12 protein-coding genes are annotated in these 10951 nt (G+C 64.6%); 3 read left to right on the top strand and 9 right to left on the bottom strand.

The window, feature by feature from the left end; translation table 11 throughout:
• Nucleotides 1-41: 41 nt before the first annotated feature.
• From ACSVHC_RS22375 to ACSVHC_RS22355, 5 genes are all read right to left on the bottom strand, one after another.
• The gene (locus ACSVHC_RS22375; RefSeq protein WP_437773880.1) at nt 42-1106 is read right to left on the bottom strand and encodes an NAD-dependent epimerase/dehydratase family protein; all 1065 of its coding nucleotides are present in this window, start codon (nt 1104-1106) and stop codon (nt 42-44) included.
• The gene (locus tag ACSVHC_RS22370) at nt 1103-2059 is read right to left on the bottom strand and encodes an MTAP family purine nucleoside phosphorylase (protein ID WP_437773881.1); all 957 of its coding nucleotides are present in this window, start codon (nt 2057-2059) and stop codon (nt 1103-1105) included. Before ACSVHC_RS22370 ends, ACSVHC_RS22375 begins: the two co-directional genes overlap by 4 nt.
• 89 nt (nt 2060-2148) lie before the next feature.
• Entirely contained in the window at nt 2149-2496 is a 348-nt protein-coding gene (locus ACSVHC_RS22365) for a DUF6510 family protein (protein WP_437773882.1), read from the bottom strand.
• On the bottom strand, nt 2493-3230 hold the full coding sequence (locus tag ACSVHC_RS22360) for an FAD-binding oxidoreductase (protein WP_437773883.1): 738 nt from the start codon (nt 3228-3230) through the stop codon (nt 2493-2495). The genes ACSVHC_RS22365 and ACSVHC_RS22360 overlap by 4 nt, the downstream gene beginning before the upstream one ends.
• A 10-nt stretch (nt 3231-3240) precedes the next feature.
• The gene (locus ACSVHC_RS22355; protein WP_439181320.1) at nt 3241-3834 is read right to left on the bottom strand and encodes a sulfite oxidase-like oxidoreductase; all 594 of its coding nucleotides are present in this window, start codon (nt 3832-3834) and stop codon (nt 3241-3243) included.
• Between the two features lie 186 nt (nt 3835-4020).
• On the opposite strand from ACSVHC_RS22355, the gene ggh reads away from it, so the two are divergent.
• Entirely contained in the window at nt 4021-5376 is a 1356-nt protein-coding gene (gene ggh, locus ACSVHC_RS22350; protein WP_437773885.1) for a glucosylglycerate hydrolase, read from the top strand.
• Nucleotides 5377-5392: 16 nt separating this feature from the next.
• Here ggh and ACSVHC_RS22345 read toward each other — a convergent pair whose 3' ends face one another.
• The 4 genes from ACSVHC_RS22345 to ACSVHC_RS22330 form a co-directional block, all read right to left on the bottom strand.
• Nucleotides 5393-6481, bottom strand: coding sequence for a DNA polymerase IV (locus ACSVHC_RS22345; protein WP_437773886.1), 1089 nt, complete (start codon nt 6479-6481; stop codon nt 5393-5395).
• Entirely contained in the window at nt 6478-6933 is a 456-nt protein-coding gene (locus ACSVHC_RS22340; protein ID WP_437773887.1) for a dihydrofolate reductase family protein, read from the bottom strand. Before ACSVHC_RS22340 ends, ACSVHC_RS22345 begins: the two co-directional genes overlap by 4 nt.
• Nucleotides 6934-7090: 157 nt before the next feature.
• On the bottom strand, nt 7091-7507 hold the full coding sequence (locus tag ACSVHC_RS22335; RefSeq protein WP_439181319.1) for a hypothetical protein: 417 nt from the start codon (nt 7505-7507) through the stop codon (nt 7091-7093).
• A 112-nt stretch (nt 7508-7619) separates the two neighbouring features.
• Nucleotides 7620-8600, bottom strand: coding sequence for a CapA family protein (locus ACSVHC_RS22330; protein ID WP_437773889.1), 981 nt, complete (start codon nt 8598-8600; stop codon nt 7620-7622).
• Nucleotides 8601-8834: 234 nt separating this feature from the next.
• Between ACSVHC_RS22330 and ACSVHC_RS22325 the strand changes: the two genes are divergently transcribed.
• Together ACSVHC_RS22325 and ACSVHC_RS22320 are read left to right on the top strand one after the other, a co-directional pair.
• Complete coding sequence (locus ACSVHC_RS22325; RefSeq protein WP_437773890.1) at nt 8835-10169, top strand: phosphoribosyltransferase family protein; 1335 nt, start codon at nt 8835-8837, stop codon at nt 10167-10169.
• A 129-nt stretch (nt 10170-10298) separates the two neighbouring features.
• Nucleotides 10299-10934, top strand: coding sequence for a dihydrofolate reductase family protein (locus tag ACSVHC_RS22320; protein WP_437773891.1), 636 nt, complete (start codon nt 10299-10301; stop codon nt 10932-10934).
• Nucleotides 10935-10951: the final 17 nt, after the last annotated feature.

Raw genomic sequence — 10951 nt, 5'->3', positions numbered from 1 at the left:
CGGAAATCCTTACGGAACGGGGACGTTTGCCCTCCGGACGCCTAGCTTTGATCGCCGCGCAGCGGTGCCGTGGCGAACTCGCGCATTCCGTCCTCGAAACCCTGCTTGGGGATCCAACCCAGCTCGGCCCGGGCCCGTGCCGAGCTGGCGGTGATGTGCCGGACGTCGCCCAGCCGGAAGTCACCTGTGACCACCGGATCAGGCCCGCCGGCAATAGAACTCAATACTGCGGCCATCTGCCCTACGGTGTGGACCTCCGAGGCGCCGATGTTGTACGCCCTCAGGCTGCCAGGAGCAATCCGGCCTCCCGCCAACGCGTCAATGGACAACAGATTCGCCTCGGCAACGTCCCGGACATGGACGAAACTGCGCCGCTGCCCGCCATCCTCGAACACCCGCACGGCCTCTCCACGTGCAAGTGCAGAGCGGAACAGGCTGGCCACGCCCGCGTAGGGGGTGTTTTTGGGCATCCGAGGGCCGTACACATTGTGGTAACGGAGTGCGACGGCGGTGCCTCCGGTTGAGCGCGCCCACGCGGAAGCCAGGTTCTCCTGGGCCAATTTGGAGGCAGCATAGACGTTCCGTGGATCCATGACCGCGTCTTCGCTGACCAGTGCCGGGAGCAACAGCTCGCCGGTGGCAGGGTCGCGGGGGTCGAAGATTCCGTGCTCAAGATCCTCCACGCGGCGAGGGCCCGGGCGGACCGGCCTGCCGGCCGAGTCGGTATAAGCGCCCTCGCCGTAGACCACCATGGAGGAAGCCATGACAAGTTTGCCGATGCCTGAGGCTGCCATGCCTGCCAGAAGGACGGCCGTGGCCAGGTCATTGTTGCGGATGTAGTCCGGAGCATCGGAGAAGTCCACACCGAGGCCCACTTTGGCGCTCTGGTGCACCACGACGTCGACTCCCGCGAGCGCTTCTGCCACGGCGGAAGGGTCTCCGACGTCGCCTATCTGCAAGGGCACGCCGCGAATTCCCGGCGGTGGATCCGGGTGCACACCCGGATCCAAGGAGTCCAGGATCCGGACCTCCCAGCCGCGCGCCACGGCGGCGTCGACGATATGGCTGCCGATGAAACCGGCTCCGCCGGTGACTAGAATCCTCATGGCCCTGTTCGTTTCGTACCATGGCTGGCCGGGCCGGCGGCTCCCATCACGGTGGCCACCGCGGCGGGCGGCATGAGCGCCATCCGCCACATTCCGCCGTCGTTCGCTGGCTCAGCGCCGGCCAACCCCGCGGACACTGTCCGCACTGCGTCGGACAACACCGAGAGGATCCGCGGCTGCGCGGCCGCCAGCCGGCCCAGAACCAGTTCCGCCGTCACGGGTTCGGAACCGTCGTGCCCCGTGTCGGCATCAGTAATGAATGCCAGTGCGGCGAAGTGCATGTTCAACTCCGCCGCGAGCATCGGCTCCGGGTACTGGGTCATGCTGATCAGCTGCGCGCCGGACTGAACCAGGGCCGCGGACTCGGCCTTGGTGGAGAAACGCGGACCATTGATGACCGCCACGGTTCCCGCCCCGGCGAAGTCTTCGCTCCGGCGCTCGAGGGCGGCGATGAGTGCCGCCCGCAAGGGGGCGCTGTAGGGCTCGGCGGCGGGCAAGTGCTGGACCCCGGTGGGCAGCGAGCCGTCGTAGAAGGTGTCCGGGCGGCCCCAGGTATTGTCCAGGACCTGATCCGGTACCGCGAAAGTGCCGGTTCCGTGGCTGGAAACCAGCCCGCCCACCGCCGCGGAGGAGATAACGGCCTCTACGCCTAGGCTCTTGAGGGCCCAGAGGTTGGCGCGGTAATTGATCTGCTGCGGGGCAACACTATGCCCGCGGCCGTGCCGGCTCAGGAATGCGACCACCGGGCCGCCGTCGCCGCCGGGTCCCTCGGCGTCGGGGACGTCCGGTGCGGGCAGCCGGGCGACTGTGACGGCGCTCGAGGGTGGCCCGAACGGCGTCGGTACGTCCAGTGTGTCGAGCACGACGGCCCCGGGCAGCTTGTACAGGCCGGTGCCGCCTATTATTGCAATCCGTGCACGGGGTGCTGCGTGGTTCTCGGGGAGCAGTGACATGACCCCATCATCCCAACGCCGGCCCTCGCCGTCGCCGGCGAATCCTTACGGATCCCGAACGCGGACGCTGGGACACGGGGACCGCAACCCTAACCGTCTCGCTGGATTTGCAGATAACTGAGTCCGCTCACATCGAGCCAGTACCGTGTGGGCGTCTCCACGAGGCGCAGCAGCACGCCCTCGCATGAAGCGCAGCGCACGACGATCCCAGGCGCGTCAACGTACACCATCGTCTCCCCGAAGACGCGGACCGCGCCGCAGTGCTTGCACCGTCCGATCGCTGCGACGATATCGAAGCGGAACAGTTCCCAGAGCGGTCCTGCCACCGCGTTTCCGTCCAGGTGGGGTATCGCGTTGCCTGCGAGTCCGGCGATGTCCTGATCCTCGAGGCCCTGATCGTTGGCACCGGGAGAATCGGAGCCGTTGCTGCCACTCACCGGGTTCCTCCTGTTCCGCCGAAGCGCTCGGTCTTGATCGCGGCGGCGGGGTAATCCGCTCGCACGAGCCATTCCGCGACTGTTTCCACGAAGACGGTCTGGCCACAGATGAAGACATCTGGGGCGGGGTCGTTCGGCAAGATGTTGGCAAGCAGGGTTTCCGCCGTGAGCCTTTGCGGAGCAGTCGGCCAATCCTTCGGCGCCTTGCGTGTGTAGACGTAGTCGATGACGAGCTTGCGGGATTCCTGGCCCAAGCTTTGGAGTTCTTCCCGATAGAACCCCGATTCGGGCGACTTGAGCGAATAGAGCAACCGGAACTGCGCAGGATTTTCCGATGCATGGTGTGCGCGGATCATGGACATGAGCGGCACAATGCCGGATCCTCCGGCAATCAGCTGAACGGGGTTCTTGTCGGTCGGCTTCCAGACGAACCAGCCGCCGACTGGTCCCCGGATTTCCAACTGGTCCCCGACAGCCAGGTCCCGGACCAGATAGGGGGAGACTTCTCCGTTGGCCAATTCGTCAACGGTGATCTCCAAGGTTTCGTCCATGCCTGCCCTCGCCACGGAGTACGAGCGCACGGCCGAGTACCCGTCGTGGGCTGTGAGGCGGATGTCGATGTGCTGTCCGGCGAGGTTGCCGTTCAGGCCGTTCACCCGCAGCCCTATGGTTCTGGCGGTTTCCGTCTCGGGCATGCTGCTGACGACGTCGGCCACGCGCCATAGTGTGCTCATCGGGCGTACCTCATGAGTAGCGCTCCTCCCGCCACGGGTCGCCGTGGAGGTGGTAGCCGTTGGACTCCCAGAAGCCAGGAACGTCATCCTGCGTCAGCTCGATGCCGTTGATCCACTTTGCGCTCTTCCAGAAGTACAAATGCGGCACAAGGAGACGGGCAGGTCCGCCGTGGGCGCGTTCAAGGGGCTCTCCGTCGAACTCCCAAGCCACCCACGCCCGGCCGCCAAGGAGGTCCTCGAGCGGCACGTTGGTCGTGTATCCGCCGTAAGAGTGGGCAGTCGTGAAACTGAAGCTTGTTTCCACGTTCTCAAACAGAGTATCCAGGGAGACTCCGCGCCACGAGCGGCCCAGCTTGGACCAGCTGGTCACGCAGTGGATGTCCGTATGGATTTCTGTTTGGGGCAACGCCATGAAGGCGGCCCAGGACCAGGCGTGGCGCTGCCCTGCCTCAGTAGTGATGAAGAATTCCCAGTCGTCAGTGGGGATCCGTGGAGCGGGGCCGGCGGTAAGGACCGGGAAGCTGCCGGTCTCGTATTGGCCCGGTGGCAACGCCGGATTGCCGCTCTGCCGTCTTCCATGAAATCCAGAAGAGATGATGCCCACCGTGTACCTCCGATGCGGAGACTCAAGCCGGCTGTGCCCGGTTCCCCCACGATAGGGCAACGGCCGGGCGGGGTCTAGACACTAAGCAAAGCCTGACCGGGTCACGCTCGCTGCAGTAGCTTGGTAGGTGTCGTGCTCGCTCGCGCCGGCGCTGACTCGCGCGAAGTCGTTGGCATAGGAGGCCAAATGAACACCGCTCCACGCGTCAGCATGCAGGACCTTCACAGGGCGGCGGCCGAGGTCCTCCGGCTCAACGATCTGGGCACCATGACCACCGCGGCGCCCAACCTGTATCCCCATATGTGGAGCTGGGACGCAGCCTTCGTGGCTATGGGGCTGGCGCGGGCCAATGTTCCGCGCGCCATTACGGAACTCCGGACCTTGCTGGCTGCCCAGTGGTCGACGGGAATGATCCCGCACATTGTCTTCAGCGAGAACAGTACCGACTACTTTCCCGGTTTTGACCGTTGGGGCACCGGGTCCGCACAAGCCCGACCGTCCGTCGTCAAGAGCAGCGGCATTTGCCAGCCTCCCGTCCACGCGATCGCCTTGCGGCACATCCTCGACCGGGGCAGGGAGAACGGCGGCGCTGACAAGGAAGCTGCAGAGTCTTTCCTCGCCGAATCCTTCGACGGCTGGCTGGCGTGGCATCGGTGGCTTGCCACCGTGCGTGACCCGGACGCAATAGGGCTGATTGAAATCCACCACGGTTGGGAGTCCGGATTCGATAATTCTCCGCGGTGGGACGGGCCCTACGCGCGTGTCCAACCCGGCACCGTCCCGGCCTTCACCCGGCGTGACACGCTGCACGTTGCAGACTCCAGCGAGCGGCCCGACGACAGCGAATACACAAAGTATCTGTGGCTCGTCCAACAGATGGGCTCCGTGGATTACGACGACGCTGCGGTACGGAACGTCGTCGGCTTCCGGGTGCGCGACGCATTCTTTTCCGCGATCATGGCCGCCTCCAGCGATGTCCTGGCCGATCTTGGTGAAGAAATCGGGCGCAGTTCCGACGCCGAGGAGCTGCGGGGGCTAGCCCGGCGCTTCCGCGATGGTGTGGCATCAACGATTGATCCGGTCAGCGGTCTTGCCCGTGACTACGACATCCTGGCCAAGCAGTGGATCTCCACCGACGCTGTCTCCGGATTTGCCCCGCTGGTGTCCGGAGGCGACGGGGAGTTGCTCGCGGCACAGAGGAAAATACTTCTTGGGCCGGACTGGATGGGGCATCCCGGGCTGCGGTTTTCGCTCCCACCGTCGACGTCCCCGTCCAGCGCAGCCTTCCGCCCCCGGACATATTGGCGCGGCCCCGTCTGGCCCTTCCTGAATCTCCTTTTTGGGTGGGCATTGCACCGCGACGGGCAAGAGGAGATCTACGAAACCCTCAAGACCGCATCTCTCGATCAGTTGGCCGACCTCCAATTCGGCGAATACTACGAACCCTTCACCGGAGAACCGCTGGGAAGCCTGAACCAGGCGTGGACGGCTGCCGCCTGCCTTGAGTGGATCGGGCTGGGCTGGCATCCGCGGACTGCGTAGGAGGGGAACGACGCCGTCACCAACCGCCGCGCGTGGGCGTGTGCCCCTTTCGCGCATCGTGGGGCATTGCCATTTCGGCACGCAGGCCCAGGAGCCGGATCGGGCGGCCCGCCTCGATTCCGGTTGCGAGGTCCAAGGCCCGCGAGAGGATTTCGTTCCGGTCGAAGGTCTCCGGAACCTTCTTCCCCAGGGTGGTGGTCAAGAACGGCGCGTAGCGGACCTTCAGGGTCAGCCCGATGACGGGCCGTCCTTCGGCCACAACATCCTCAAGGACATGGGCTGTCAGCTCCCGCACGGCGTCCTCGACTTGGGCCGGATCGGTCAGGTCCTGCTGGAAGGTGGTCTCGCGGCTATGCCCGCGGGCAACCCACGGGGTGTCGTCCACAACGCTGGTCCCGTCGCCCCGTCCGAGCTGTGCATACCACGGACCCATCCTGGGGCCGAACTCCGGGACCAGATCCTGGGGGTCGGAAGCGGCGAGTTCGGCGACGGTGTTGATGCCGAGTTTGGCCAGCCGGGCCGACACCCTGCCGCCGACGCCCCACAGCTCCTTGGTGGGCCGGCCGCCCATGACATCAAGCCAATTCCCCGCGGTGAGGCGGAAGACGCCGGCCGGTTTTCCGAACCCGGTGGCGACCTTGGCCCGGACGAGGGTGTCGCCAATGCCCACGCTGCAATGCAGCTGTGTTCGCGCCAGGACGGCGGCCTGCACCTGGTGGGCATAGGCTTCCGGATCCTCTGTCTCAACCCCTACAAAGGCTTCATCCCAACCCAGCAGCTGCACTGTGGCGCCGGGCTGCGCGCGCAGGGTGGCCATCACCGCTTCAGACGCCGCGAGGTAGGCCTCCTGATCGACGGGCAGGATCACGGCGTCGGGCACTTTCCGCGCGGCAATGCGTAAGGGCATTCCCGAACCCACACCGAACGCCCGGGCTTCGTATGACGCGGTCGACACCACGGCCCGTTCCGTGGGGTCGCCCCGGCCCCCGACAATGACCGGTTTGCCCGCAAGCTCCGGCCGCCGGAGCACTTCGACCGCTGCGATGAACTGGTCGAGATCAACGTGCAGCACCCACGGGTTTCCGCCCACGCCACCGGTTGTCATGTCTGTGCGCGCTCCGCCTCGATGTCGACGCCCGTGACCGGATCGCCCGCGCGCTCGTAGACAAGCCAGACCGCACCCTTCGGGAAGGCCCGAGGCGGCTGGGCGACGGCGAAGGCGCTTGGAATGGTACCTTCCTGGAAGATCCGCTTGCCCGTGCCGGTCAGTGTGTGTGATGCGACATATTTCGGCACGGTGTTGAAGCGGGCCGCGATCGGGTCATCGGCCGGTGCGGTTGGCCAGAACCCGGCGAAGATGTCGTACGTTTTCCGGCCGAGGAGAAGCGCGTCGATGCGTTCGATGCCCGCGCCGATCGCCTCGCCGGACTCCTTATCGAAGTATGGTGCCTGCCAGCCGCCGAACTCGAAGCCGCCCCCGCGATCTTCGTCTGGTCCGCCGGGCGCCTGGTAGACACCGTCAAGGGTGCTGAGCAAGTCGACCACGATGATTCCCATGGTGCGCTCCCTTTCATGACGGCGAGCAGGATATCGCGGAATCGACATCCACACGCCCCATTTTTCGGCGAGCGCAACGGGAAGGCAAGAGCCTGTAGGGAAGTCACGAAATCAATGGATTAAGTGGTGCTTGTCCCCTCGAGTTGGAAATCGTTGCTCAGTCCAGCTCATCGAACAGGCGCGACAGGCAGTCCGTGTAGCTGGTCATGGTGTCCGCGAAAGTGAGAAGTTGGACTCCACTCTTGGTGAAGGCCCCTGCCCTTCCCGCGCCTGTTTCGTCGGCTTGGCAGAGGAGTGGTTCGCAACTTGTTCCGTTTGCGGTGAGTCTTGCGATTCCCCAAGGATGGCTGGGTTCGGCGACGGCGATGCCCGCTGCGTCGAAAGTGTCGCGGAGGACGTATCTTGTGACTGTCCTCCATGACTGCAGGAACTGTGGCTGCAGCTGTGCAATGAGTTCGTCGTCGTTGCTGTCGTAAGCGCGCCCCAAGTCAGTGGACAGCTTGTCCCACTCCTGGGCGTCGCGGACCATAAGGTGGCCGGCCCGGAGACGGGCAATGGTTTCGTTCAACGTCATGGTCAGTCCCCAAACTTTCTGTCGTGTCTGTTCCCGCCAACGAAAGCAGGTCATCAACGGAGAGAACGGACGGGAACCCGGCATGATTCCCGTGCCAGCGGGACTTCCATGGTTATGAGACCACGTCGATCGGTACTTCCAAGACTCCGTCGCCCTCGATCCACGTGCTCCGGGTGCCGAACTGCCTGCTCAACCGTCGCATCCGCTCAGCGATTTTCCCCGCGCTCCCGCTCGCCAGCAGAGTTTGCAGGTGGGTGATGTTCGTCGGATACAGGCGCAAAGTGCGGGGTATGTTTCCATCTGTTTCCACGACGAAGACGAACGACTGATCGTTTCTTTCATCCGGGTCAACCGCGTAATCATCCATAAAGTCGCCGGCGCTGTAGACGATGGGCCGGCCCCGGTAGATTTCGATGCCGCGGAAAATGTGGGCCGAATGCCCGAACACGACGTCGGACCCCGCGTCAATCAACGCCCGGGCCAAACTCTGGTGCGCGGGCGGGACCTTGGACCCCCAATTGGCGCCCCAGTGTGCCGAAACGACTAGTAGCTGGTTGTGGTCTTTCGTCCAACGGACCAAGTCCAGCAATTCCTTCACCCGGCGGTCACCGGTGTCCACAGGGACATAGTGGATTCCCGGAGCTCGGGCGGTTGCCTCCCAGCCCGGTTCATTATCGGTGAAAGCGATAAAGCCGACCGCAGTTGACCTGAGCCGCCGGACCGCCGGTCGACGTGCAGATTCCAGGTCTATACCTGCCCCCGCGTGCAGGATCCCGTGCTCATCGAGCGTCGGCAGCATTTCCAATAGCGCATCGACTCCGTAGTCGAGCACATGGTTGTTGGCCAGCGAGACCACATCAATCGCCGCGGAGCGCAGGCTCTCCACGTTCTTGGCATCCGAGCGGAAGTGATACGTATTGCCGGCCGCAGGCGTTCCGTCGTCCGCCAGAACGCATTCCAAATTTGCGAATCTGATGTCGGCCTGCCGGAGGACCGGGAGGGTGTCGCCCCAAGGATATTCGGGAGCCGCCACCTTGAGCTGGTCGTTAACCAGCCGACCGAGCATGACATCCCCGAGGAGCGCAATCCGCATTCTCCACCTCCAACGTCGCAGGTCTTTGCTATCAGGATGGGCCGGTTCGTCGCCCGGTGCCAGTCAAGCGACAAAGGCGATATCCGCCGCCGAACCCGAAGGGGTGTGGATTCAGCGGTTCTTCCCGCAAAGGCCTCGCGTGGTCCGGATTCGTGGGGAATAGTTGAATCAGGAGGCCGCCCCGCGTGCATTTCTTGCTGCGTGGCGCGGCAGCTTGATGGGAACGTCGCAGGGATGGGAATTTTTCACGACAGGGCTGACGCAGGGCGGCAGTTGGGACAGCGGCTGGCGCATCTGCGTGGCCAAGAGGCAGTCATCCTAGGAGTGCCACGGGGCGGCGTTCCGGTTGCTTTTGAGGTTGCAGTGGCCTTGGACGCGCCGCTGGATGTGATCGTCGTGCGGAAGCTGGGAGTCCCGTCCCAGCCCGAACTCGCGATGGGAGCCATCGGGGAGGATGGCGCATATGCGCTCGAGCGAGGCGTTCTCTCTGCCACTAGGGTCAAACGGGAAGAACTGCGGTCTGTCGAAGCACGCGAGCGGGCTATCCTCGAGGACCGGGTTGCGCGTTTCCGTACTGGCCGGGAACGCGTCGATCTGAGGGGCCGCATCGCCGTCGTCGTCGATGACGGGATCGCTACGGGCTCAACCGCCAGGGTGGCATGCCGCATTGCACGGAACTTGGGGGCCGCCAAGGTGATTCTGGCCGTTCCTGTCGCCTCGGCGGATGTTCTCGCGGGATTGACTGAACCGGACGAGGTGGTGTGCCTTGCTACGCCTCCGCGGCTTACGGCCGTCGGTTACCACTACCGTGACTTCTCACCGACGGGCGACGACGAGGTGGTGTGGCTGCTCACCGCTGCCGCCGAGCGCCTGCAAAACGCCTCTTCAACGGCAGGAGACCGCGGCCTCGATGAGGAGGTCCGGATCCCCTCTGACGGGCTGTGGCTTCAAGGACACCTTCACTTGCCCGGATCGGCTGCCGGCGTGGTGGTGTTTGCTCATGGAAGCGGTAGCGGCCGCCATAGCCCGAGAAATAGATTCGTCGCGAAAACGCTTCAGCGGGCGGGCTTCGGGACCTTGCTCCTTGACCTGCTCAGCCCAGGGGAGGAGCTCAATCGTGCCAATGTGTTCAACATCGAACTGCTTGCGCGCAGGCTGATTGCGGCAACCGGATGGCTTGGCAGAAGGCCGGATACGGCCTCACGCAACGTGGGATACTTCGGCGCGAGTACAGGCGCCGGCGCCGCGTTGTGGGCGGCAGCCGAACTCGGAGAGAAGATCGGCGCAGTCGTCTCAAGGGGAGGCCGTCCGGATCTGGCTGGCGCGAGGCTTGCCTTTGTCCGCGCCCCGACACTCTTGATTGTCGGCAGCGCGGATCACAGGGTGCTCGAACTCAACCGCCGGGCACAAGCCATGATGGGCTGCCCCAACCGGCTGGAGCTTGTCCCGGGGGCCTCCCACCTGTTCGAAGAACCCGGAACATTGGAGGCGGCGGCGATTCTCGCCGTGGACTGGTTTGTTCAGTACCTGCCGCATGGAGAGGGCGGCGCGGGGAACCGAAGCTCTTGATGCAGAGGTCGGGCAGCGGCCCCTTGAACGGCTGATTGCTCCGGGGCTAGCATTGCCGCCACGGGACCCGGCTGTCATTGGCCCAAGACCAGGCAGTCACTGACGTCGATCAAACTCGAGGAGACGGTCATGGGCGAGACAGCGGCGGGGGCGACTTCGGCGGACCTGATGGTCGACCTGATCATCTCGTTGGACGGGTACGCCTCGGCAGTGGGATGGCCCGGCTGGTGGGGTCTGGAGGGGCCGGAATACCTGGCGTGGCTCGATCAGGAGGGGCAGAAGGGCTACACCTTCCTTCTCGGCGCGAACACCTACCGGCTGATGTCCAGGATGTCGGAGGAGGCGGCGGCCCAAGGCTCGGGATTCTCCGAGGATGAGGGCGCCACCCTGACCGGCCTTGCTGCCGCGCCGAAGGTCGTCTTTTCGTCCACGCTGCAGGCACCCTTGACGTGGCCGAACTCGGAGCTGGTCACGGGGGACGCGGTCCAGGCCGTGGCGGAGATGAAACGGACCAAGACCGGGCCGTTGAGCACTCTCGGGAGTCTAAGCCTGTGCCGGTCGTTGCTGACCGCTGGACTCGTGGATAGATTCCGGGTGGTCGTTTTCCCGGTGATTACGGGCAGCACCGGGCGCGAGCGGATCTACGACGGCTATCCGGACGTTTCACTTGAGATGGTGGAGAACAGGACCTTCGACGGTCGACTCCAGCTGCTCGAATACATACCGACGGTGCTCAGCGGTCCGCCGGGCAACGGCCCGGCATAAATCAATCCGAAGGGAAA

It is taken from the genome of Arthrobacter sp. KNU-44, assembly GCF_051843155.1.
Taxonomy (GTDB): Bacteria; Actinomycetota; Actinomycetes; order Actinomycetales; family Micrococcaceae; genus Arthrobacter.
This window is presented reverse-complemented; position numbering and strand designations above follow the sequence as displayed.

Bases quoted from the DNA above. Each gene is read 5' to 3' on its own strand.
- ACSVHC_RS22330 (WP_437773889.1), bottom strand. From the start codon at position 8,600: ATGCGGATTGCGCTCCTCGGGGATGTCATGCTCGGTCGGCTGGTTAAC.
- ACSVHC_RS22360 (WP_437773883.1), bottom strand. From the start codon at position 3,230: ATGAGCACACTATGGCGCGTGGCCGACGTCGTCAGCAGCATGCCCGAG.
- ggh (WP_437773885.1), top strand. From the start codon at position 4,021: ATGAACACCGCTCCACGCGTCAGCATGCAGGACCTTCACAGGGCGGCG.
- ACSVHC_RS22370 (WP_437773881.1), bottom strand. From the start codon at position 2,059: ATGTCACTGCTCCCCGAGAACCACGCAGCACCCCGTGCACGGATTGCA.
- ACSVHC_RS22320 (WP_437773891.1), top strand. From the start codon at position 10,299: ATGGGCGAGACAGCGGCGGGGGCGACTTCGGCGGACCTGATGGTCGAC.
- ACSVHC_RS22345 (WP_437773886.1), bottom strand. From the start codon at position 6,481: ATGACAACCGGTGGCGTGGGCGGAAACCCGTGGGTGCTGCACGTTGAT.
- ACSVHC_RS22325 (WP_437773890.1), top strand. From the start codon at position 8,835: ATGGGAATTTTTCACGACAGGGCTGACGCAGGGCGGCAGTTGGGACAG.
- ACSVHC_RS22335 (WP_439181319.1), bottom strand. From the start codon at position 7,507: ATGACGTTGAACGAAACCATTGCCCGTCTCCGGGCCGGCCACCTTATG.
- ACSVHC_RS22375 (WP_437773880.1), bottom strand. From the start codon at position 1,106: ATGAGGATTCTAGTCACCGGCGGAGCCGGTTTCATCGGCAGCCATATC.
- ACSVHC_RS22340 (WP_437773887.1), bottom strand. From the start codon at position 6,933: ATGGGAATCATCGTGGTCGACTTGCTCAGCACCCTTGACGGTGTCTAC.